Origin of the sequence: Bacillus sp. GMa5/1 (assembly GCF_050172015.1) — a bacterium.
GTDB classification, from domain to species: Bacteria; Bacillota; Bacilli; order Bacillales; family Bacillaceae_G; genus Bacillus_A; species Bacillus_A cereus.
Map to the genome: position 1 here is coordinate 53,124 of NZ_JBNLYC010000003.1, position 22,289 is coordinate 75,412.

Sequence of the window (22,289 nt, forward strand, 5' to 3'; positions counted from 1 at the left end):
TTTTTCGGTCTAGTTCTGTTCTATTCTTGTCCAAATTAACATATTTTGTACTAGTAGTTATAGGGGGGACCGGGATGAAGAGAACATTAATTGGATTGATAGCATTTCTAATTATAATGTTTCCGTTACGTATATATGCTGAAGAGTGGAATGAGCTAACAGGGTTGTTAGACGACTCGTTACAGTTAGTGAAGCGTAATGAAGATGAAAAAGCGGTACAAGTATTACAACATTTCTCGGAGCAATTTTTAATAAAGGGGAATGAAAAGAAGCAGGAAGTAACACCAGATCAAGTTAGAGTTATTTCTTTAGCTTACGATAAGGCGCAACAATCGCTCTCTGAAGAAGGTTTAGGTAAGCAAGCTAAAATTGATAATGTGCTGGCATTACAACTTGCTGTTGATGCACAAGTATCGAAATATCAACCACTTTGGATGGAAAGAGAAAGGAAAGTAATGGATGCCTTTTCTCAAATGGAAAAAGCGATGGAAAAAGAAGATGCTGGGCAGTTTCAACAAACGTTAAATACGTTTTTAAATGAATTCAATATTATTTATCCAAGCTTAATGATTGCTTTGCCAGAAAACGAGGTTCAGCGTGTAAATGTTCATTTATCTTATTTAGATGAATTTCGTAACGTTATGTTAAAAACGAAAGGCGGCCAAATGCAATTAGGGATTATTAAAGGGGATTTGCAAAAGATATTTCACACAGTAAAAAAAGATGAAATTGCACCCTCTCTCATTTGGTTTATGACAATTACTGGGGGACTTATTTTCTTCACATTAACTTATGTTGGATGGAGAAAGTATAAAGGAGAAAGAGAAAAAAGAAAAAGTAATGTACATTCTAAAAATAGATAATGCAATAAATAAAGATATGGATTGTAAGGTTTATTCATTGACAATAGTGGCAGAAGAAAATAGAATGAGAAGTACTATAATTAAAACTTCAATGGAGGTTCATGATGTTTTATTTAATTTACTTCGCGATCATAATGATCATACCGTTGTATGCACAGTCAAGAGTACGTAGTGCCTATAGCAAGTATTCACAAGTTTATTCAACATCAGGTATGACAGGAGCGGAAGTGGCTCGAAAAATTTTAGATGAAAATGGATTATACAACGTAGCTGTAGAAGAAACACCAGGTCATTTATCAGACCATTATGATCCAACCGCTAAGACGGTTCGATTATCAACAGATAACTATTATGGACATTCAGTTGCTGGTACAGCAGTTGCAGCACACGAAGTAGGACATGCAATTCAAGATGCAAAAGATTATAAATTTATGCGCGTTCGTCATTCGTTAGTGCCAGTTGCAAACTTTGGTTCGAATATGTCTTGGATTTTCGTCCTAATCGGTATATTTGCACAAATGTCTGGTTTGTTGTTATTAGGTATCATTTTAATGGCAGCAGGTGTTGTGTTCCAGCTCGTTACATTGCCAGTTGAGTTTGATGCGTCAAAGCGCGCAATGCAACAAATTGAAGCGTTAGGTATTGTATCAACAGATGAATATGGGCAAGCTCGTAAAGTATTAAATGCGGCAGCATTAACATATGTAGCAGCTGCAGCTGTAGCGGTATTTGAATTATTACGTCTCGTATTAATGTATACTGGTATGCAGCGTAGCGACGACTAAAGACTATCAATTTTGATAGTCTTTTTTTGTTGTATGGATTGAATTATATAATGTATTGCAAATAGAAATAATAGAAGTAATGCGGAAAGGCGGTGGGGGGAAATGAAATATCCAGACCATTTAGTAAAACAAGTGCAAGAGCGCAGTGCTCCTTATCAACTAGAAGGTTTTTTAAGTGGACAAGGTCCTGAAAATCCCAAATTTATGTTGTTAGGAGAAGCGCCTGGTGAAACAGAAATTCATAATGGGATTCCGTTTAGCGGGAGGGCGGGAAAACAATTAATGGATTTTTTAGAGCGTATTGATGTTACAAGGGAAGAAGTATATATTACGAGCGCTGTTCGAAGTAGACCTTATAAATGGCGAGAGAAAAAAGAAAGAAATGGTGAAATCATACAAAAAAAGTATAATAGAACGCCAAATCAGGGAGAAATAGTTGCCCATGCGCCTTTGTTAGATTATGAATTAGAGAAAATACATCCGAAGCTTATCGTCACGCTTGGAAATATCGGTCTTCAACGTTTAACAGGAAAAAATAAAAAAATCACAGATGTACACGGGCAATTATTAAAACAGCCCATTCAAAAATTAAAGGATATGCAAAGTGCAGAGTTTACATGGTCAGAGAAAGAATATCATGTTTTTCCGACTTTTCATCCAGCTTCCATTTTTTATAATCGGAGTTTATTGGAGCTTATTCATGAGGATTTTGAGAAGCTTAAAAGACTTGTAATAAAAAACTAGAAAAGCTAAGGCGCTTTTCTAGTTACATTTAATTATGTAAAGGGTTTTTATTTTCATCTAACGTGAATCCTTCACCAACTACATCATGTACATCAGTTACAGCGACAAAAGCATGAGGATCTACAGAAGTAATGATATTCTTTAATTTCACGATTTCATTTTTAGCAACAACGCAATACAATACGTTACGTTCCACTTTTGTATACGATCCAACAGCTTTTAAAAAGGTTGCTCCGCGCTCCATTTCAGATAAAATTTTGGCAGCAATTTCATCGTTTTTCTCTGAGATAATAGTCGCTCCTTTGGCAGCATAAGCTCCTTCTTGCATAAAATCAATGACTTTAGCACCGATAAAAACAGCAACTAGCGTATACATGCCCTCGCGGTATGATAAATAGGTAAGAATAGAGACTACGATAACGACAGCATCAAACATAAACATTGTTTTCCCCATACTCCAGCCAACATATTTGTGAGCTAGTCGTGCGATAATATCTACACCGCCAGTAGTCCCGCCATATTTAAATATTATTCCAAGGCCGATACCGATAAATGCCCCGGCGAATAAAGCTGCGAGTGTCATATCATTTTGCAAGTTTAAATGTAAGTTGAGTACTTCGTAACGCTGGAAAATCCATAGAAATAAAGATACGCTAAAGGTGCCAATTAATGTATATAAAAATGTCGTTCTGCCAAGTAACCTCCAACCAATAAAAAATATAGGGATATTTAAAATTAAGTTTGAGTAGGAAGGATCAAACTTAAATAAAAAATACAATAATAGTGTAATACCAGTAAACCCACCCTCTGCAAGGTGGTTTTCAATATTGATATTGACAATACCAAAAGAAAATATAGCGGAACCGATTAAAATAAAAATAATATTTCGCATCTTCAATTTTGATGTCATATAGAAATCCCCCTAATTATGTAATGATTGCATTGCTCCGCTGAAACAGTAAAACATAATAATAAGTAATTTCTAGTTGCTAGTGAAAATAGTAAGAACTTGATTGATGTGGGCTGATCTTTTGTGAAAAGCACAAAAGAAGGTTTCACTTTATCCCGCTCTAACGGCTGATAGGAGATGAAGCAAAGAAGAGGGGCAAACCAGCCGTAGGAACTCGATTAGTTCAACTAATCTTTTGCAAAAAGCGCAAAAGAAGTTTCACTTTACCCCGTACCAACGGCTGGTAGGAGATAAAGCTCTGAAGAAAGGCGAACCAGCCGTAGGAACCCGATTAGTTCAACTAATCTTTTGCAAAAAAACGCAAAAGAAGTTTCACTTTATTATAGTCTATCCAAAAATGGGTCGCAAATAGGTGTTTGGCGGGGAATAATATTTGTCAAATCGCGATGAATTGGCTAACATGAAAGAGGAAGGATTAGAGGTGAATAGTATGGAAGCAAAAACGATGAAAGATATGCAGAAAGAAGTAGATGCATATATTGGTCAGTTTAAAGAAGGTTATTTCAGTCCGCTTGCAATGATGGCTCGTTTAACGGAAGAAATGGGAGAGCTTGCAAGAGAGGTAAATCATTATTATGGTGAGAAACCGAAGAAAACAACTGAAAAAGAAAGAAGTATTGAAGAAGAGCTTGGAGATGTATTATTTGTTATGATTTGTATGGCAAATAGTTTAAATATTGATTTAGAGACAGCACATAACATTGTAATGAATAAATTTAATACACGTGATAAAGATCGCTGGACACGTATTGATGAGGGAGAGAAAGAATAATGAAAGAAATTAAAGTAATTATCGCCGGACCAAGAGGACGTATGGGACATGAAGCAGTTCTTCTTATGGAAAGAACGGAACATTTTAATTTAGTAGCAGCAGTGGATTATAAGCATGGTGGTGAGAAGATTTCTGATTTACCTGGCATGCCAGCATTACATGCACCGATTTACGCTGATTTACATACTTGTTTAGATGAAGTAGAAGCAGATGTGTTGTTAGATTTAACAACACCAGAAGTGGGGAAACAACACGTTACACTTGCAGTTGAGCGTGGACTTCGTTCGGTTATTGGTACAACTGGATTTACAGAAGAAGAATTGGCACGTTTAACAGAGAATGCAAAAGAAAAAGCAGTAGGAACAATTATTGCTCCAAACTTTGCAATTGGTGCAGTTCTTATGATGAAATTCTCACAAATGGCAGCGAAATATTTCCAAGATGTTGAGGTAATTGAATTACATCATGATCAAAAATTAGACGCACCATCTGGTACAGCTGTAAAAACGGTAGAGTTAATTCGTCAAAATCGTGAATCAAAGCAGCAAGGTCATCCAAAAGAAGTAGAGCAACTAGCAGGTGCACGTGGTGCAAATGTAGACGGTATTCACATTCATAGTGTACGTTTGCCAGGGCTTATTGCACACCAAGAAGTAATGTTCGGTGGAGATGGACAAATGTTAACAGTTCGTCATGATTCATTCAATCGTGCATCATTTATGTCAGGTGTAAAACTATCAATTGAGACAGTAATGAACCTTGATCATCTTGTGTACGGTTTAGAAAATATTATCGACTAAAGGGGAGACAACGGATGAAAATTGCCTTAATCGCACATGACAAAAAGAAAAATGATATGGTTTCGTTTGCATACGCATATAAACCAATTTTTGAACAACATGAATTATTTGCAACAGGAACGACAGGGCTTCGTATTATGGAAGCGACTGGATTAGTTGTAACAAGATATCAATCTGGCCCTCTTGGTGGAGATCAAGAAATTGGTGCAATGATTGCAAAGAACGATTTAGATATGGTGATTTTCTTCCGCGATCCATTAACAGCACAGCCGCATGAACCGGATGTGAATGCATTGCTTCGTTTATGTGATGTATATGCGATTCCACTTGCAACGAATATGGCAAGTGCTGAAATGTTAATGCACGCATTAGAGCGAGGAGATTTAGATTATCGTAAGTTAAGAAAATGAGGGGAACAATTATGAGTGGATTACATATATTAGCGTTTGGTGCTCATGCCGATGATGTTGAAATCGGCATGGCTGGTACCATCGCTAAATATACAAAGCAAGGGTATGAAGTAGGTATTTGTGATTTAACAGAAGCTGATCTTTCTTCAAATGGAACGATAGAGTTGAGAAAAGAAGAAGCGAAGGTTGCAGCTCGTATAATGGGAGTAAAAACGAGGCTGAATTTAGCGATGCCAGACCGTGGTTTGTATATGAAAGAAGAGTATATACGTGAAATTGTCAAGGTGATCCGTACATATAAACCAAAACTAGTTTTTGCACCGTACTATGAAGATCGCCATCCAGATCATGCAAATTGTGCAAAGCTTGTGGAAGAGGCTATTTTTTCAGCAGGAATCCGTAAATATATGCCGGAACTTTCACCACATCGTGTGGAGTCTTTTTATAATTATATGATTAATGGTTTTCATAAACCGAATTTTTGTATAGATATAAGTGAGTACCTCTCTATAAAGGTGGAAGCATTAGAAGCGTATGAAAGTCAGTTTTCAACAGGGAGCGATGGTGTTAAGACACCGTTAACAGAAGGTTACGTTGAAACTGTAATCGCTCGTGAGAAGATGTTTGGAAAAGAAGTTGGAGTCTTGTATGCCGAGGGATTTATGAGTAAGAAACCGGTTTTATTACATGCTGATTTATTAGGGGGATGTAAATGAAATTAAAAATAGGTATTACATGTTATCCTTCTGTAGGTGGTTCTGGAGTTGTTGGAACAGAATTAGGAAAGCAATTGGCGGAACGTGGGCATGAAATTCACTTTATTACATCGGGTTTACCATTCCGGTTAAATAAAGTATATCCAAACATTTATTTTCATGAAGTGACGGTAAATCAATACTCTGTATTTCAATATCCACCATACGATTTAGCGTTAGCAAGTAAAATGGCCGAGGTTGCACAAAGAGAAAACTTAGACATTTTACATGTGCATTACGCAATACCACATGCAATTTGTGCATATTTAGCAAAACAAATGATCGGAGAGCGTATTAAAATTGTTACAACCTTACATGGAACAGATATTACTGTGTTAGGTTCCGACCCTTCGTTAAATAATTTAATTCGTTTTGGTATTGAGCAATCGGATGTTGTCACTGCTGTCTCGCATTCATTAATTAACGAAACACATGAGCTTGTAAAACCAAGTAAAGAAATTCAAACGGTATATAACTTTATAGACGAACGTGTATATTTCAAGCGTAATATGTCTCAATTAAAGAAAGAATACGGTATAAGTGAGAGTGAAAAAGTACTTATTCATATTTCGAATTTCCGTAAAGTGAAACGTGTGCAGGATGTTGTTCAGGCATTTGCTAAAATTGTTAAAGAAGTAGATGCGAAGTTGCTTCTTGTTGGAGACGGACCAGAATTCTGTACGATTTTACAGATAGTGAAGAATTTACATATTGAAGATCGCGTTTTATTCCTAGGGAAGCAAGATAATGTTGCAGAACTACTTGCGATGAGTGATTTAATGTTGCTTCTATCAGAGAAGGAAAGTTTTGGTCTTGTTTTATTAGAAGCAATGGCGTGTGGTGTACCTTGTATCGGAACGCGGGTTGGAGGTATTCCAGAGGTTATTCAACACGGGGAAACAGGATATTTATGTGAAGTTGGCGATACAACAGGAGTGGCAAATCAAGCTATTCAGCTATTAAAGGACGAGGAACTTCACCGTAATATGGGAGAACGAGCAAGAGAAAGTGTTTATGAGCAATTTCGCTCAGAAAAAATTGTTTCACAATATGAAACGATTTACTATGACGTACTAAGGGATGACAAAAATGGAAAGATTTAAAAAAGCTAGTTCTATTATTGAGACATTAAAGCAACAAGGACATGAGGCTTACTTTGTTGGTGGGAGCGTACGAGATCTTATTATCGATAGGCCGATTGGAGATATTGATATTGCGACATCTGCTCTACCAGAAGAAGTGATGGCTATATTCCCAAGAAATGTTCCTGTTGGTCTTGAGCATGGAACTGTAATTGTTGTAGAAAATGGTGAGCCTTATGAGGTAACTACTTTTCGAACAGAAAGCGAATATGAAGATTTTCGAAGACCTAGTAGTGTTCAATTTGTTCGTTCATTAGAAGAGGATTTAAAACGTCGTGATTTCACGATGAATGCAATTGCTATGACAGAAGAAGGCAAAATGGTTGATTTATTTGCTGGACAGGAAGCCATTCAACAGAGAGAAATTGTGACAGTTGGAAATGCTGCGGATCGTTTTCAAGAAGATGCCCTGCGAATGATGCGTGGTATTCGGTTTGTAAGCACGTTAGGTTTTTCATTAGAAATGAAAACGAAGCAAGCGATTGAAACGCATGGGCATTTGCTAGAACATATAGCAATTGAGCGTATTACAGTAGAGTTTGAGAAACTGTTAACTGGTACATATTGTGTGAAAGGTCTCAAAGAATTAGTAGAGACGAAGCTATTTTCTCATTTGCCATATTTACAAATGTCAGAAGAGAGACTGTTAAAAGCTACGCAGTATAAATGGGATTCTTTCGAAACGGATATTGAGGCGTGGGCATTTTTCTTATATTGTATCGGAGAAGAACATCCATCTGTCTTTTTACGTCAATGGAAGTTTTCGAATAAAAAAATAAAAGATATTGTTGCAGTTTTATTGGCAATTCGTACTAGAAAGGAGAAGGATTGGGATACAGTCCTTCTTTATAAAACGGGAATTCATATCGCTGAAATGGCAGAGAGAGTATATGAAGCGATGATTGAAAGCTATGACCCTACATCTGTTGAACGAGTACAATTAATGTTTCATGCATTGCCAATCCAGGAACGTCAAGAAATGAATGTGACTGGTAATGATTTATTAAACTGGGCAAACAAAAAGCCTGGTCCGTGGGTTGCTGAAATGCTTCAGAAAATCGAAGAAGCAATCGTACAAGGAAACGTAGTTAATGAGAAAGAGCATATAAGGGAGTGGCTGCAAGCATGCAATCTACTATAAGAAAGCAGTTATTGCAAGTTTTTTCTGAAGCGGATGGCGAGTTTGTATCCGGCCAAACAATTAGTGATAAACTTGGTTGTTCAAGAACTGCTGTGTGGAAACATATGGAGGATCTGCGGAGTGAGGGATATGAACTTGAAGCTGTGCGCCGATTAGGTTACCGAATTGCAAGTAAGCCAGACAAAGTGACTGCTAATGAAATTCAGTTAGGGCTACAAACGAAGCGGATTGGTAGAACAGTGTATTTTGAAGAAACTGTTGAATCAACGCAGCACATTGCAGCAAAACTTGCTTATGAAGGTGCAGAAGAAGGAACTGTCGTTGTAGCAGAAGAACAAACAGCGGGAAGAGGTCGTTTAAGCAGAAAATGGCATTCACCAAAAGGAACAGGGATTTGGATGAGTATTATTTTACGCCCGTCAATCCCAGTTCATCATGCACCGCAACTTACTTTGTTAGCGGCTGTTAGTGTTGCACAGGCAATTGAAAAATGTACAGGTGTAAACGTAGGAATAAAATGGCCAAATGATATTTTAATTCAAGGTAAAAAGGCTGTAGGTATATTAACAGAAATGCAAGCGGATCCTGATAAAATTAATGCTGTCATTATGGGCATCGGTATTAATGCGAATCAAAAGCAAGAACATTTTGATGAAGAAATTCAGCACATCGCTACTTCATTAGCGATTGAATCAGGTAAGCCGATTGTTCGTGCAGAACTTATGCAACAAATCTATTTACAACTAGAAAAATTATATGAAGAATATTTACAAAATGGTTTCTCTGTCATTAAAATTCTTTGGGAAAGTTACGCTGTGAGCATCGGGAAAGAAATTACCGCTCGAACGATGAGAGAGACAATTACGGGGTTAGCAAAAGGAATCACAGAGGATGGTGTATTACTTCTGGAGGATCATGAGGGGAAAGTACATCATATTCATTCTGCAGATATCGAAATTAAGTAAAAGAAGTTCCTCTTTTGGAACTTCTTTTTATTTCAATAGTTTTGAGTTGAATTTGTAACATGATAATAAATTCTTTTCATATTTAAAGTTCATTTCAAAATAGCTTCCGTCGAGTTGACCTGGCATGTTATTTGACGATTACTTTGCCTGTCATTCCTTTAAGAAGATGGTATCGACATATTAATTCATATGTACCAGTATTTTTAGGTTTCACGGTAATATTCTTTTCTTTTCCTGACTGGACTACGACGTCAATACCGAGTTTTTTCACTGTAAAGGTGTGCTCGTTTTTACCTTTATTTTTCAATAGTAATGTTGTTGATCCTTCAAGCGGAATCGTGATGACATTTGGATTAAAGTAATCATCATTTAGTTCAACCTCAATCACTTTCGTTAAATCGGTGGGTTGTGTTACGACATGAACTGAGGCAAATACTTGGGAGGATCCTAAAGACATCCACCATACAATCATTACAAGCAAACTGCTGAATCGAAATAACCACCTGTTCATAGACATCTGCAATTCTCCTTTGTTAAGTACTTTCCTCAATTAACCTGCATCATTAGTTTAAGAGTTATACTATATAGTTAAATTGATTACAGAAAAAATTAACTTGGACTTTTTTAACATGCGTTGAAAAAACATGTATCTTTTCAGGATTGAATTATCCATAAAAACTGTATAGCATATATACTCTCGTGTTAAATTTCATATACCGTAATAAGAATAAAAAATTATTTTTTCGAAAAAATGTAGTAATTCCTTTTTGTAGTTTGCTATAATTAGTTCGAATGTGGGCAGTATCAGAGCGAACTGCACCATGATTCGAAGTCATACGAAAAATAATAACTTGGATTCTGCCTTGATCCAATAACGGACTGGGACAGAGGGATGAATAATGCCGACTAACACACAACCCTTCTGCCCTTTTATGGCCAGAGGGGTTTTTTTATATGATTTCGGCCATCTCCTCTCTCCTGCATAAAGGAGGAGTAGTTTTTGAAAACAAAAACAGATTTTTTGAAGATGAAAGAGCAAGGTGAGCCGATTACAATGCTAACGGCGTATGATTATCCATCTGCTAAATTAGCAGAAGAAGCTGAAGTTGATATGATTCTAGTTGGAGATTCTCTTGGAATGGTTGTACTCGGATACGATTCAACAGTACCTGTAACAGTAGAGGATATGATTCATCATACGAAAGCTGTACGCCGCGGAGCGAAAGAGACGTTTATTGTAACTGATATGCCATTTATGTCGTATCACGTATCATTACAAGAAACGATGGTGAATGCACGCCGCATCGTTCAAGAGAGCGGGGCACACGCACTGAAGGTAGAAGGTGCTGGAGAAGTTATATCGACGATTCAATATTTGACGAACGCAGGAATTCCTGTTGTAGCGCATTTAGGTTTAACCCCTCAATCTGTAGGAGTGTTGGGTGGATATAAAGTGCAAGGAAAAGATGCGGAGAGTGCAAAAAAATTAATAGAAGATGCAAAGAAATGTGAAGAAGCTGGTGCAATAGCGCTTGTGTTAGAATGTGTACCAATGCAGTTAGCAGAACTTATTTCAGAGCAACTAACAATACCGACAATTGGGATTGGCGCAGGACAAAAAGTAGATGGGCAAGTGCTTGTTTATCATGATCTTATCTCATACGGCGTAAATCGTGTTCCGAAATTTGTGAAGCAATATACGTCTGTTCAAGAGGAGATTGTGCGTGGGATTTCACAATATGTTACTGAAGTAAAGACAAGGCAATTTCCTGAAGAAAAACATTCGTTCACAATGAAAGAGGAAGAATGCTTAGCGTTATATGGAGGAAAACAATAATGAAAATCGTAACTACAGTGCAAGAGATGCAGCAAATTACGAGCGAACTTCGTGCAAGTGGAAAGAGTATTGGTTTTGTTCCAACAATGGGTTATTTACATGAAGGCCATGCTACTTTATTACGTAAGGCAAGAGAAGAAAATGAAACTGTAGTTTTAAGTGTATTTGTAAACCCACTACAATTTGGCCCAAATGAAGATTTAGATCGATATCCTCGTGATATTGATAGAGATGAAAATGTAGCAAAAGAAAACGGTGTAGATTATTTATTTTATCCGAGTGTAGAAGAAATGTATCCAGCAGAACAAACAACAACGGTAGAAGTTGTGAAGCGCACGGACGTATTATGCGGTCAACAAAGACCTGGTCATTTTGCTGGTGTTGCAACTGTACTAATGAAACTATTTAATATTACGCTGCCAAAGCGTGCTTATTTCGGTATGAAAGATGCTCAACAAGTTGCAGTAATTGAAGGGTTTGTAACTGATTTCAATATTCCAGTTACAATCGTACCAGTTGATATTGTAAGGGAAGAAGATGGTTTAGCGAAAAGTTCTCGTAACGTGTACCTATCACAAGATGAACGTGAAGAAGCTCTTCATTTATACCGCAGCCTATGTATAGCGAAAGAAAGAATTGAGGCAGGTGAACGTAATCCCGAAATCATTACAAATCTTGTGAAAGAGTATATTGAGACGCATACGAAAGGCACTGTAGATTATGCAGATTTATATGCATATCCGTCATTAACAATGGTAGAGAAAGTCAAAGGAAGAATCATTTTAGCTATTGCAGTTAAGTTTGAAAATGTAAGATTAATTGACAATATAACATTAACAGTTAAATAAGGGGGAGCATCTATGTTTCGCACAATGATGAGAGCAAAGTTACATCGTGCAACTGTAACGGAGGCAAATTTAAATTATGTAGGTAGTATTACAATTGATGAAGACTTAATGGATGCAGTAAATATTGTAGAAAACGAAAAAGTCCAAATTGTAAATAATAATAATGGTGCTCGCTTAGAGACATACGTTATTAAAGGGGAACGCGGTAGTGGTGTTGTTTGTTTAAACGGTGCTGCGGCAAGGCTTGTACAACCAGGGGACAAAGTAATTATTATTTGTTATGGGCTAGTTACGGAAGAAGAGATTCATAAACAAGAACCAAAAATTGCAGTATTAGACGATAATAATCAAATTATTGAAATGTTAGGTGCTGAAAAAGCGGGTACGATATTATAAATAGAAAGGCTATCTCCATTGTGGAGATAGCTTTTTTGTGCATCTTTTCATTAAGATGAGATAAAACGTGGTATAGTAACATTATATAAATTATTGTTGTTTGAAAGGTAAGAAATTGAGGTGTTACATATATGAGTAAGCGTTATGTCGTTGTTGATTTAGAGACGACAGGGAACTCCTGGAAAGATGGGAAGGATAAAATTACCCAAATTGCAGCTGTTGTAGTAGAAGATGGAGAGATATTGGAGATTTTTTCGTCTTTTGTTAACCCAAAGAGAGAGATCCCACCATTTATTACAGAATTAACAGGGATTGATGAAAGTCTTGTAAAACAAGCCCCGTTATTTCAAGATGTAGCCCCGATGATTGTTGAGCTATTACAAGGTGCGGCTTTCGTTGCGCATAATGTTCACTTTGATTGGAATTTTTTAAATGAAGAATTAAGGCAAGCTGGATATACAGAAATACATTGTCCGAAAATCGACACGGTTGAATTGGCTCAAATTCTTTTGCCGACAGCCGATAGTTATAAATTACGTGATTTAGCTAAGAAGCATGAACTAGAGCACGATCAACCACATCGTGCGGATAGTGATGCTCTTGCAACAGCGGAATTATTTTTACAATTTTTAAATGAAATTGTAAAGTTACCACTTGTCACGTTGCAATCGCTTTATGAATTAAGTGATGTGTTCCAAAGCGATATAGCTGATGTGCTTTCTGAAAATATTTTAAAGAAAGTAATGCACGGTAAAGAAGATATAGCGGAGTATGAAATACATCGAAATATTGCGCTGAAAAAGCGGAACTATTCCTTAAACCTTGGAGAAACGTGTTCATCAAAGTTTGATGCTTTCTTGAATAAAACGATGGATAAATTGGAATCACATATGCCAAAGTTTGAAAGAAGAGAAAGTCAACAACTGATGATGAAAGAGATATATACGGCGTTAAGAGATTCTCGTTTTTCACTAATTGAAGCGGGTACAGGAACAGGAAAGACTCTTGCTTATTTGCTTCCTAGTCTTTATTTTGCAAAGAGAAAAGAAGAACCTGTCATTATAAGTACACAAACAGTACAACTCCAACAACAAATATTAGAAAAAGAAATTCCGTTATTACAAAAAATAATGCCATTTTCATTTGAGGCAGCTCTTCTAAAAGGAAGAAAACATTATTTATGCTTACATAAATTTGAGTATGCTTTGCAAGAGGAAGAAAAAAATTATGATATGGCACTTACGAAGGCGAAAATTTTAGTTTGGCTATTGCAAACTGAAACAGGTGATCGAGACGAATTAAATATTCCTGAGGGCGGAAAGTTACTTTGGAATCGTATTTGTAGCGATGCGTATAGTCCAGGCGGTATGCAAAGTAATTGGTTTAGTCGTTGTTTTTATCAGCGAGCGAAGAATAAAGCTTTATTTGCAGATATCGTTATTACAAATCATGCGTTATTATTTCAAGATTTTTCAAGTGAAGAACCGTTGTTTGCTTCATGCGAACATATTATTTTTGATGAAGCTCACCATATTGAAGAAGCTGCGAGTAGAACATTGGGTGAACAGTTCTCTTGTATGTATTTTCAATTGGTTATATCTCGTCTTGGGACGCTAGAAACAGAAGATGTACTCTCCAAAGTATATAAAATGATGAAAAAATCAGAGCAAGCATCTCGTTCAACTTTCCGTATGATAAGTTATAGTTTGAAGGAACTTAAGTTTGATGCGGATGAACTCTTCCAAATGTTACGTACTTTTATATTTAAACAAACAAAGCAAGAGCAAGGAACGAATAATATGCCGCTCATCTATAGGTATAACGCAGAACTAGAAAAAGGTAAGTTGTGGGATAGTATCGTCGAATTAACAAATCGTTTTATATATGAATTAAGAAGGGTAGTAACTGCTCTTGAGAAGCAAGTGGATATATTGCAAAGTAAGTTAGAATGGGAGATGCATGTTGTAACAGGTGAATTTATGCATTTAATTGAGTTGCTGAGAAAGATGGCAGAATCATTACAGTTACTCGTATTAGAAAAGAATTCGTATGTAACTTGGATGGAGACTGAAACGAAAGGGACGATTCATTCAACAGTTCTATACGCACAGCCTGTCCATATTGGTGAAAGATTTGCTGATGAATTTTTAACAGAAAAAAAGAGTGTTATTTTTACATCCGCAACACTAACAGTTAACGATACGTTTGATTATATAAAAGAGGAACTTGGTTTACATGATTTCGCTCCAAATACTTTAAAGGTTCCGTCACCATTTCGTTATGATGAACAGATGAAATTAATGGTTTCAACGGATGTACCTTTTATTAAGCAAGTAAGTAATGAGCGATATATTGAATCTGTATCGGAACATATTGCAAAGATAGCAAAAGCCACAAAAGGCAGAATGCTCGTTTTATTCACTTCGTATGAAATGTTAAAAGAAGCGTATGCGAATTTAAAAAATAATGATAAATTAGAGGGTTATTTATTACTCACCCAAAGTGTGAATAATAGAAGTCGAAGCCGCTTAATTCGAAAGTTTCAAGAGTTCGACAAATCAATTTTATTAGGGACGAGCAGTTTCTGGGAAGGAATAGATATTCCTGGAGATGCCTTAAGTTGTCTTGTTATAGTCCGTCTACCATTTACACCTCCTCATCAGCCGATGATGGAAGCGAAAGGTGAGTGGCTAAAAAATCAAGGTGAAGATGTATTCGCTAAATTAGCGCTCCCACAAGCAATATTACGTTTCAAACAAGGATTCGGCCGCTTAATTCGAACGAATACAGATACAGGAACGGTAGTAGTGTTAGATCGTCGTTTGACGAGTTCTTCCTATGGAAAACGATTTCTACAATCGATCCCTAACGTACCTCTTTATGAAGGACCATTAGAAGAATTGTTAGTACAATTAGAAGAACCATTAAATGAATAAAAATGGAAGAAAAATACGCCTGAAGTACTTATAAACTTCAGGCGTAAAAAATGTGGGTAGGAGGAATTTTATTTTTCTTACTTCTTGTATACAAAATGTGTTGGTTTTCGACTTGAAACCTTTTTTTGCTGTACATGTCCTGCTATAATAGATGGGTGATGAAGCAGGGGTTGTAAAGAATGTACTCTTATTGTAACCGCATTGCGTTCTTCTATAATTAGAAATTTTTGTGTAACGGAGGAGTTTTTTCATGGATAAGAAAATCGAAGTACTATCAACGACGCGTATTAAATATTCGTCGGATTTGTATAAAATTGTTGATAGTTTAAATCGTACGTTAAAAGAGCAGGACCTCATGTTCGGACTAGCATTAGACGAAAAAGATAAAGAAACAGCTGTATTTACGATTTACAGAACGTAGTGATACAATGAAAAAGTGGATTTTTGCAATCATTATTGTTATCGTTGCTAGCGGAATATATGGGGCGTATGTTTATAATAAAGCGATGGGAAAGAAAATTCCAAAAGAGTCGAAATTTGTAGAAATTGCTAAAGAAAAAGCAAAGCTTACAAAGGTGAAATCTGTTGATTATTACAACGGAAAATCTGCATATATAGTCGTGCAAGGTACAGATGAAAAGGGAGAACAACTTATCGTTTGGGTGCCTGAGAAAAAAGGGGATACTGTAGTAAGGAAAAAGAGCGAAGGTATTTCTGAAAAAGAGGCTATACAAAGAACAATAGAGCAAGTCGGCAATGAAAGTAAGGAATCAAAAAGTAAGCCGAAAGAGATTATGAAAGTGAAATTAGGCTTTGAAAATGATGTACCACTATGGGAAGTTACATATATTGATGATGACAATCGTTATAGTTATTACTATCTTGAATTTAAAGATGGAAAATTTTTAAGACGATATAGCATTGAAAAATAGATGTAGGGGGAACTACAAATGAAATTAGCAAAGCGAGTAGCTGCTTTAACACCGTCTTCAACTTTAGAAATTACAGCAAAGGCACAAGCATTAAAAGCAGAGGGTCATGATGTAATTGCATTAGGGGCAGGGGAACCTGACTTTAATACACCAGAGCATATTATGGATGCTGCACATAAAGCGATGTTAGAAGGGCATACGAAGTATACACCAACAGGTGGATTACAATCGTTAAAACAAGAAATTGTGAAGAAATTTACTCGCGATCAAGGTATTGCGTATGATCCATCTGAAATTATTGTATGTAATGGTGCAAAGCATGCATTATATACATTATTCCAAGTATTACTTGATGAGGAAGATGAAGTTATCATCCCAACTCCTTACTGGGTAAGCTATCCAGAGCAAGTAAAGCTTGCTGGCGGTAAGCCGGTTTATGTAGAAGGTTTAGAAGACAATGAGTACAAAATTACAGCAAAGCAGCTGCGTGAGGCAATTACAGAGAAAACGAAAGCAGTTATTATTAATTCACCGAGCAATCCAACAGGAATGATTTATAGCAAAGAAGAATTACAACAGCTTGGAGAAGTATGTTTAGAACATGATATTTTAATCGTTTCTGATGAAATTTATGAAAAATTAATTTATGGTGGCGTAGAATATACTTCAATTGCCCAGCTTTCTAATGCATTAAAAGAACAAACACTTATTATTAATGGTGTATCTAAATCTCATTCTATGACAGGATGGCGTATTGGATATGCTGCAGGAAATAAGCAACTTATTAAAGCGATGACGAACTTAGCAAGTCATAGTACGTCAAACCCTACTTCAATCGCTCAATACGGCGCAATTGCGGCATACGCAGGCTCACAAGAACCTGTGGAAACAATGCGCCAAGCCTTTGAAGAGAGATTAAACATCATTTATGATAAATTAATTCAAATTCCTGGCTTTACTTGTATTAAACCGCAAGGTGCATTTTACTTATTCCCTAACGTAAAAGAAGCTGTAGCTTTATCAGGATATGCAACAGTTGATGATTGGGCAAAAGCTCTATTAGAAGAGGAAAAAGTGGCTCTTGTACCAGGTACAGGATTTGGTGCTCCAAATAATGTTCGTTTATCATATGCGACATCTCTTGAACAAGTAGAGAAAGCATTAGAGCGCATCCATACATTTATGAAAAGTAAAGTGCAAGCTTAATTTTATATTTCATTCATGTAATATAAAAAACCTCCCTATTAATGGGGAGGTTTTTTTGACGGATTGTGGCAAAAAGAAATAGCTAAAGGTGTGTTATACTAGAGAGCGAGGTGTTTGGTGATGAAAAAGAAAATGATGTTACAGTGGTTTGAGCAGGGAAGCATTGCAATTCCAAAATTGCTTATGATGCATTATAAAAAATTAGGTTTAAATGAGACGGAATTTATGGTTGTACTTCATGTACACACATTTTTAGAATCAGGTAATTCGTTTCCGACTCCTTCAGAGATTTCTGAACGGATGACGATAACGGAAATGAAATGTATGGAAGTAATTCAGGCGTTGATTCAAAAAGGTTTTTTATCACTAGAAGGTGGACAAAGATCAGAAGCGATGATGTGCGAAAGTTATTCTTTACAACCGTTATGGGAAAAAATATTACATTTCTTAATGGATGAATCAATAGAGGAAGAGCAAAAAGAAAAAAAACAGCTACAAGTAAATTTATATACAGTATTTGAAAAAGAATTTGGAAGACCACTTTCGCCGTTCGAATGTGAAACGTTAGGGATGTGGGAGGACCAAGATCAACATCATCCAAATTTAATTCAAGCGGCTCTTAGAGAAGCTGTAATGAGTGGAAAACTAAATTTCCGATATATTGATCGTATTTTATTTGAGTGGAAAAAGAATGGAATTAAAACGGTAGATCAGGCTCAAAATCAAGGTCAAAAATTTAGAGCGAATCAACAAAGGGCACAACAAATGACAAAACAAGAGACGAAATTTACTGGAAAAGTGCCTTTTTATAATTGGTTGGAGCAGTAATATAGGAGGAAAAATATGCTTAACAAAACGCAAATCCGTTATTGTTTAGACACAATGGCGGATATGTATCCAGAAGCACATTGTGAATTGGTTCATGATAATCCATTTGAACTTGTAATCGCGGTGGCGTTATCTGCACAATGTACGGATGTACTTGTAAATAAAGTGACAAGAAATTTATTTCAAAAATATAAAACACCAGAAGATTATTTAAGTGTTTCTCTAGAAGAATTACAACAAGATATACGCTCTATCGGATTGTATAGAAATAAAGCAAAAAACATTCAAAAATTATGCCGAATGTTATTAGATGACTATAATGGAGAAGTACCGAACGATCGAGATGAACTTACGAAATTACCAGGTGTAGGAAGGAAAACAGCGAATGTTGTAGTTTCCGTAGCGTTTGGAATTCCGGCAATTGCTGTTGATACACATGTGGAGCGAGTGAGTAAACGATTAGCTATGTGTAGATGGAAAGACTCTGTGTTAGAAGTAGAAAAAACATTAATGAAGAAAGTACCAATGGATGAGTGGGGAGTTACACATCATCGTATGATTTTCTTTGGACGTTATCATTGTAAAGCACAACGACCGCAATGTGAGGAATGCAGACTGTTAGAAGTATGTCGTGAAGGAAAGAAGCGAATGAAGGTGAAATAAAGGATGGAACGAGTTATAGAAATACCGAAAGAATTTCACTGTTTACCATTTTTTAAAGAAAGTGTAAATTTAATTAAGTATCATACAGACAATTCTTTTGAAGAGATAATACAAAATACTTACTTTATATTTGATATTGAAAGACAGTATGAGCCATGGAAGGAAATTGAAAACAGCATTCCAGTGATGTTGAATGTATGGAAAAATAAGCATGAAGACATTGCTATACTGTTTCGAAATAGAAATAAGCAAGAGGCTGAGGGACCAATGATTCTTTTTTCAGCTCACTTGTTATCGGTTGTCTATTGGCTAAATGAACAACCTGTTCATAGTTTGAATGAAATGCAAATAAATACGAATAAATTAAAAGTGCAACCTGTTAATTTTATGGAAAGATATTCATTCATTATAAAGAAACCGAGTAATTATCATTCTTATATTCAATTAGCGCAGTTGTATATCGAAATAGAAAAGCTGTATGTAAAGAAAATGATAACAAAAAAGAAGTCCGCTTCTCGTTAAGAGAAACGGACTTCTTTTTTTGTATATTAGGACTCTGTTGTAACAACAGCACCGTCTGCGTGAGGTGTATCTCCTCCGGGATTTTGGTGTTGCTGTTCTTGTTGTTTCTTAGCCTCTTCTTCAGCTTTTTTCTTGGCCTCTTCTTCAGCTTTCTTCTTAGCTTCTTCTTCAGCTTTTTTCTTAGCTTCTTCTTCAGCTTTCCTTCTAGCTTCCTCATCAGCTTTCTTTTGAGCTTCTTCTTGCTGTTTACGTTGTTGTTCTTGCTGTTGCTGTTCTTGTTGTTTCTTAGCCTCTTCTTCAGCCTTTTTCTTAGCTTCGTCTTGTTTTACTTTATCTTCATTAGCCTTTTTCTGGGCTTCCTCATCAGCTTTTTTCTTAGCTTCTTCATCGGCCTTTTTCTTAGCCTCTTCTTCAGCTTTTTTTGCATCTGGAGTTCCGCCAGGCGCAGTGAAGGATGCACCAACTGCTGGGCTTGTGCCAGTACCTTTTTTCGCTACTACAGAGAAGCTGTAAGTAACACCTGGTTTAATACCACCAAGAGTAGCTGTCGTACCACTTATTGATAGGCTACCACTTGAACCGTCAGTTGCTTTATAGCTGGCTGCATATGCATCAACTTCTGCTGGTCCAAACCAGTTTAGTGTAACTGTGCTAGCGCCATCAAAAGTGACATTCAGACCACTAGGGGCATCTACTTTAATTTGTTTAATTGCATCTTTTTTCGCACCTTTTACGTATAACTCTCCGTTTATTTCTTGTACAGAAGAAGGACGTTCAAAGCGTGATTTATCTGTAGCGAATTTGCTCATCATTACTTGGAACATTTGCTGTGCAATTCTAGTGGAGCGATCGCTAACATAATTTTTTGGACCATCTTTTTCGTAACCGGTCCAAACAGCCATTGTGTATTGTGGCGTATATCCAGCAAACCAGCTATCTCTGTTTGCATCAGCTGGGATGTCATATTTTTGAAGAACTGATTCATCAAAGTTTTGTGTTCCTGTTTTACCTGCTACGTCAACACCTGAAACGTATGCTGTTGGACCTGTACCACCAGAACCAGGTTTTACTACGTCACGAAGAACGTCAGTAACCATATAAGCTGTATAGTCTTGCATTGCGCGATGTTCTTTCGGTTTAAAGCTTTTCTTTTTCCCGTCCGGGAAGGTTACTTCTTTTACGAAGTGTGGTTTATTATAGTTACCACTATTACCAAAGGTTGCATATGCACCTGCTACTTCTAATGGAGAACTATCGTTACTACCGATTGCTGTTGATTCGTAGACTTTTCCTTCTTTAAAGGTCATGCCTAAACCTTCAGCAAATTCTTTTGACTTATTAAGACCAACTGTTTGTGCTGTCTTTAAAGCTGGAATGTTTAATGACTTTTTCAAAGCTTCACGTAGTGAAACGTCACCTTTGTAACTCTTTGTTGCATTTTGTATTTTCTTACCATTGGAATACGTATACTCTGAGTCGTTTAATTGATGGTATGTAGACCATTGTAAATTTTCAATTGCTGGACCGTAGTCGAAAATTGGTTTCATTGTTGAACCAACTTGGCGTTTTAAATCAGTTGCCATATTATGACCTTTGAAAGTAGACTTACTTTCTTTACGTCCAGCACCAATTGCTCGAACTTCTCCAGACTGTGTATCCATAAATACGAATGACCCTTGGAATTGATCGTCCGGATACTTAATAAGATTGCCATCCATAATTTTGTCGGCGTAATCTTGAGCATCTTGATCAAGTGTTGTATGAATCGTTAAACCATCTGAACCGATATTTACATCAGGATATTCTTTTTCAACTTCTTTTACAACCGCATCTAAAAATGCTTGATACTTCATCTCAGTTACTTCTGAAGACGGTTGAAGGCCCTCAGTTACTGGAATCTTAACGGCGTTATTCATTTCTTCTTTTGTTATATAACCATGTCGATTCATTAATGATAATACGACATTACGACGATTTGTTGCTCGTTCAACATTTTCCTTTTTTGTTGGATCATAAATGTTTGGACCTTGGGGTAAACCAGCGAGCATAGCAGCTTCATGTAATTGCAAGTCTTTTAAATCTTTACCATAATATTTTTGCGCTGCTGTCGCAATACCGTATGAACGGTTACCTAAATTAATCTTATTTAAGTACATTTCTAAAATCTCATGTTTAGAGTATTGTTGCTCTAATTTGTAAGATAAGTACCATTCTTGCACTTTTCTTTTAGCAGTTTTGTCCATCGTTAGAAAGTAGTTTTTAACGACTTGCTGTGTAATCGTACTACCACCTTGGGAACCGAAACCACCAGTGACATTTTCCATAACTGCTTTTGTAGTTCGTTTAAAATCAATTCCATTATGATCATAGAAACGCGAATCCTCAGTTGCAAGAAATGCATTTTCAACTACTTTTGGAATTTGATCATAAGTAACATGTGTTCGTTTTTCAGCACCGTATTCATAGAAGAAATTTCCGTTTTTATCGAGAAACTTTGTTGATAAAGGATTAACAAGTTTGGATTTGTCTAATTTTGGAGCGTCCTTTACCATAACAAAGAAAGCGGAAACGCCGGCTACAAGACCAACGATACCAAGAAGTAGACAACCTATAAGGAATTTCTTGAAAAAGGAGCCTTTTTTCTTTGGTTTTTCTTCTTTATGTGTTTTTTTCTCTTGATTTTTCACATGATTTCGTTCTGTACGAGAACGATAATTATCTGACATTATACTTTCTCCTACCTTTCATTCTCTCCCCCAAAAGTCGAAAAAAGA

Annotated in this window: 23 protein-coding genes; 20 read left to right on the forward strand and 3 right to left on the reverse strand. The window is 36.4% G+C overall.

What is annotated here, in order from left to right:
* The first annotated feature begins 74 nt into the window (after positions 1-74).
* The 3 genes from ypjB to ACQGSG_RS01425 all read left to right on the forward strand — a co-directional run bounded on the left by ypjB (position 75) and on the right by ACQGSG_RS01425 (position 2,392).
* Positions 75-863, forward strand: a complete 789-nt coding sequence (gene ypjB / locus ACQGSG_RS01415; RefSeq protein ID WP_000831583.1) for a sporulation protein YpjB — start codon at positions 75-77, stop codon at positions 861-863.
* A gap of 101 nt (positions 864-964) precedes the next feature.
* Complete coding sequence (locus ACQGSG_RS01420) at positions 965-1,648, forward strand: zinc metallopeptidase (RefSeq protein WP_058839490.1); 684 nt, start codon at positions 965-967, stop codon at positions 1,646-1,648.
* 102 nt (positions 1,649-1,750) lie between these two features.
* On the forward strand, positions 1,751-2,392 hold the full coding sequence (locus ACQGSG_RS01425; RefSeq protein ID WP_000876871.1) for a uracil-DNA glycosylase: 642 nt from the start codon (positions 1,751-1,753) through the stop codon (positions 2,390-2,392).
* Between the two features lie 28 nt (positions 2,393-2,420).
* On the opposite strand, the gene ACQGSG_RS01430 is transcribed toward ACQGSG_RS01425, so the two are convergent.
* Entirely contained in the window at positions 2,421-3,302 is an 882-nt protein-coding gene (locus ACQGSG_RS01430; RefSeq protein WP_325842239.1) for a YitT family protein, read from the reverse strand.
* A 490-nt stretch (positions 3,303-3,792) separates the two neighbouring features.
* Between ACQGSG_RS01430 and ACQGSG_RS01435 the strand changes: the two genes are divergently transcribed.
* Genes ACQGSG_RS01435 through ACQGSG_RS01465 form a run of 7 tightly spaced genes read left to right on the forward strand, consistent with a single transcriptional unit; the run spans position 3,793 to position 9,347 of the window.
* Positions 3,793-4,134, forward strand: a complete 342-nt coding sequence (locus ACQGSG_RS01435; protein ID WP_002108639.1) for a nucleotide pyrophosphohydrolase — start codon at positions 3,793-3,795, stop codon at positions 4,132-4,134.
* Positions 4,134-4,934, forward strand: coding sequence for a dihydrodipicolinate reductase (gene dapB / locus ACQGSG_RS01440; protein ID WP_000658809.1), 801 nt, complete (start codon positions 4,134-4,136; stop codon positions 4,932-4,934). The genes ACQGSG_RS01435 and dapB overlap by 1 nt, the downstream gene beginning before the upstream one ends.
* Before the next feature lie 14 nt (positions 4,935-4,948).
* Positions 4,949-5,344, forward strand: a complete 396-nt coding sequence (gene mgsA / locus ACQGSG_RS01445; protein ID WP_000684765.1) for a methylglyoxal synthase — start codon at positions 4,949-4,951, stop codon at positions 5,342-5,344.
* Positions 5,345-5,355: 11 nt separating this feature from the next.
* A complete protein-coding gene (bshB1, locus tag ACQGSG_RS01450; RefSeq protein WP_000015673.1) occupies positions 5,356-6,060 on the forward strand; it encodes a bacillithiol biosynthesis deacetylase BshB1 in 705 nt (234 codons plus the stop codon).
* Entirely contained in the window at positions 6,057-7,202 is a 1,146-nt protein-coding gene (gene bshA / locus ACQGSG_RS01455) for an N-acetyl-alpha-D-glucosaminyl L-malate synthase BshA (RefSeq protein ID WP_000768305.1), read from the forward strand. Before bshB1 ends, bshA begins: the two co-directional genes overlap by 4 nt.
* Positions 7,189-8,382, forward strand: a complete 1,194-nt coding sequence (locus ACQGSG_RS01460; protein WP_325842241.1) for a CCA tRNA nucleotidyltransferase — start codon at positions 7,189-7,191, stop codon at positions 8,380-8,382. Before bshA ends, ACQGSG_RS01460 begins: the two co-directional genes overlap by 14 nt.
* Positions 8,367-9,347 (forward strand): biotin--[acetyl-CoA-carboxylase] ligase, encoded by a 981-nt coding sequence (locus ACQGSG_RS01465; RefSeq protein WP_001192063.1) that lies wholly within the window; start codon positions 8,367-8,369, stop codon positions 9,345-9,347. Before ACQGSG_RS01460 ends, ACQGSG_RS01465 begins: the two co-directional genes overlap by 16 nt.
* 127 nt (positions 9,348-9,474) lie before the next feature.
* Here the strand turns inward: ACQGSG_RS01465 and ACQGSG_RS01470 are convergent, their stop codons facing one another.
* Complete coding sequence (locus ACQGSG_RS01470; RefSeq protein WP_000062393.1) at positions 9,475-9,864, reverse strand: cupredoxin domain-containing protein; 390 nt, start codon at positions 9,862-9,864, stop codon at positions 9,475-9,477.
* A 483-nt stretch (positions 9,865-10,347) separates the two neighbouring features.
* On the opposite strand from ACQGSG_RS01470, the gene panB reads away from it, so the two are divergent.
* From panB to ACQGSG_RS01520, 10 genes are all read left to right on the forward strand, one after another.
* Entirely contained in the window at positions 10,348-11,184 is an 837-nt protein-coding gene (panB, locus tag ACQGSG_RS01475) for a 3-methyl-2-oxobutanoate hydroxymethyltransferase (protein ID WP_000851108.1), read from the forward strand.
* Positions 11,184-12,032, forward strand: coding sequence for a pantoate--beta-alanine ligase (panC, locus tag ACQGSG_RS01480; RefSeq protein WP_000707027.1), 849 nt, complete (start codon positions 11,184-11,186; stop codon positions 12,030-12,032). The genes panB and panC overlap by 1 nt, the downstream gene beginning before the upstream one ends.
* Before the next feature lie 12 nt (positions 12,033-12,044).
* On the forward strand, positions 12,045-12,428 hold the full coding sequence (gene panD, locus ACQGSG_RS01485) for an aspartate 1-decarboxylase (RefSeq protein ID WP_000490182.1): 384 nt from the start codon (positions 12,045-12,047) through the stop codon (positions 12,426-12,428).
* 131 nt (positions 12,429-12,559) lie between these two features.
* Complete coding sequence (dinG, locus tag ACQGSG_RS01490) at positions 12,560-15,364, forward strand: ATP-dependent DNA helicase DinG (protein WP_325842243.1); 2,805 nt, start codon at positions 12,560-12,562, stop codon at positions 15,362-15,364.
* 250 nt (positions 15,365-15,614) lie between these two features.
* Complete coding sequence (locus ACQGSG_RS01495; protein ID WP_000358352.1) at positions 15,615-15,785, forward strand: YpmA family protein; 171 nt, start codon at positions 15,615-15,617, stop codon at positions 15,783-15,785.
* A 7-nt stretch (positions 15,786-15,792) separates the two neighbouring features.
* Entirely contained in the window at positions 15,793-16,296 is a 504-nt protein-coding gene (locus ACQGSG_RS01500) for a DUF5590 domain-containing protein (RefSeq protein WP_000758739.1), read from the forward strand.
* 18 nt (positions 16,297-16,314) lie between these two features.
* Positions 16,315-17,502, forward strand: a complete 1,188-nt coding sequence (gene aspB / locus ACQGSG_RS01505; RefSeq protein WP_325842245.1) for an aspartate transaminase AspB — start codon at positions 16,315-16,317, stop codon at positions 17,500-17,502.
* Positions 17,503-17,622: 120 nt separating this feature from the next.
* The gene (gene dnaD, locus ACQGSG_RS01510) at positions 17,623-18,330 is read left to right on the forward strand and encodes a DNA replication protein DnaD (RefSeq protein WP_000728542.1); all 708 of its coding nucleotides are present in this window, start codon (positions 17,623-17,625) and stop codon (positions 18,328-18,330) included.
* A gap of 15 nt (positions 18,331-18,345) precedes the next feature.
* Entirely contained in the window at positions 18,346-18,993 is a 648-nt protein-coding gene (gene nth, locus ACQGSG_RS01515; RefSeq protein ID WP_000933034.1) for an endonuclease III, read from the forward strand.
* Between the two features lie 3 nt (positions 18,994-18,996).
* A complete protein-coding gene (locus ACQGSG_RS01520) occupies positions 18,997-19,515 on the forward strand; it encodes a YpoC family protein (protein ID WP_000442653.1) in 519 nt (172 codons plus the stop codon).
* 26 nt (positions 19,516-19,541) lie between these two features.
* On the opposite strand, the gene ACQGSG_RS01525 is transcribed toward ACQGSG_RS01520, so the two are convergent.
* A complete protein-coding gene (locus tag ACQGSG_RS01525; RefSeq protein WP_325842247.1) occupies positions 19,542-22,241 on the reverse strand; it encodes a PBP1A family penicillin-binding protein in 2,700 nt (899 codons plus the stop codon).
* Between the last annotated feature and the right edge of the window lie 48 nt (positions 22,242-22,289).

Bases quoted from the DNA above. Each gene is read 5' to 3' on its own strand.
- aspB (WP_325842245.1), top strand. From the start codon at position 16,315: ATGAAATTAGCAAAGCGAGTAGCTGCTTTAACACCGTCTTCAACTTTA.
- dinG (WP_325842243.1), top strand. From the start codon at position 12,560: ATGAGTAAGCGTTATGTCGTTGTTGATTTAGAGACGACAGGGAACTCC.
- ACQGSG_RS01425 (WP_000876871.1), top strand. From the start codon at position 1,751: ATGAAATATCCAGACCATTTAGTAAAACAAGTGCAAGAGCGCAGTGCT.
- dapB (WP_000658809.1), top strand. From the start codon at position 4,134: ATGAAAGAAATTAAAGTAATTATCGCCGGACCAAGAGGACGTATGGGA.
- mgsA (WP_000684765.1), top strand. From the start codon at position 4,949: ATGAAAATTGCCTTAATCGCACATGACAAAAAGAAAAATGATATGGTT.
- dnaD (WP_000728542.1), top strand. From the start codon at position 17,623: ATGAAAAAGAAAATGATGTTACAGTGGTTTGAGCAGGGAAGCATTGCA.
- bshA (WP_000768305.1), top strand. From the start codon at position 6,057: ATGAAATTAAAAATAGGTATTACATGTTATCCTTCTGTAGGTGGTTCT.
- panD (WP_000490182.1), top strand. From the start codon at position 12,045: ATGTTTCGCACAATGATGAGAGCAAAGTTACATCGTGCAACTGTAACG.
- ACQGSG_RS01430 (WP_325842239.1), bottom strand. From the start codon at position 3,302: ATGACATCAAAATTGAAGATGCGAAATATTATTTTTATTTTAATCGGT.
- ACQGSG_RS01500 (WP_000758739.1), top strand. From the start codon at position 15,793: ATGAAAAAGTGGATTTTTGCAATCATTATTGTTATCGTTGCTAGCGGA.
- ypjB (WP_000831583.1), top strand. From the start codon at position 75: ATGAAGAGAACATTAATTGGATTGATAGCATTTCTAATTATAATGTTT.
- ACQGSG_RS01470 (WP_000062393.1), bottom strand. From the start codon at position 9,864: ATGTCTATGAACAGGTGGTTATTTCGATTCAGCAGTTTGCTTGTAATG.
- nth (WP_000933034.1), top strand. From the start codon at position 18,346: ATGCTTAACAAAACGCAAATCCGTTATTGTTTAGACACAATGGCGGAT.
- ACQGSG_RS01520 (WP_000442653.1), top strand. From the start codon at position 18,997: ATGGAACGAGTTATAGAAATACCGAAAGAATTTCACTGTTTACCATTT.
- ACQGSG_RS01435 (WP_002108639.1), top strand. From the start codon at position 3,793: ATGGAAGCAAAAACGATGAAAGATATGCAGAAAGAAGTAGATGCATAT.
- ACQGSG_RS01465 (WP_001192063.1), top strand. From the start codon at position 8,367: ATGCAATCTACTATAAGAAAGCAGTTATTGCAAGTTTTTTCTGAAGCG.
- panC (WP_000707027.1), top strand. From the start codon at position 11,184: ATGAAAATCGTAACTACAGTGCAAGAGATGCAGCAAATTACGAGCGAA.
- ACQGSG_RS01525 (WP_325842247.1), bottom strand. From the start codon at position 22,241: ATGTCAGATAATTATCGTTCTCGTACAGAACGAAATCATGTGAAAAAT.
- bshB1 (WP_000015673.1), top strand. From the start codon at position 5,356: ATGAGTGGATTACATATATTAGCGTTTGGTGCTCATGCCGATGATGTT.
- ACQGSG_RS01495 (WP_000358352.1), top strand. From the start codon at position 15,615: ATGGATAAGAAAATCGAAGTACTATCAACGACGCGTATTAAATATTCG.
- ACQGSG_RS01460 (WP_325842241.1), top strand. From the start codon at position 7,189: ATGGAAAGATTTAAAAAAGCTAGTTCTATTATTGAGACATTAAAGCAA.
- ACQGSG_RS01420 (WP_058839490.1), top strand. From the start codon at position 965: ATGATGTTTTATTTAATTTACTTCGCGATCATAATGATCATACCGTTG.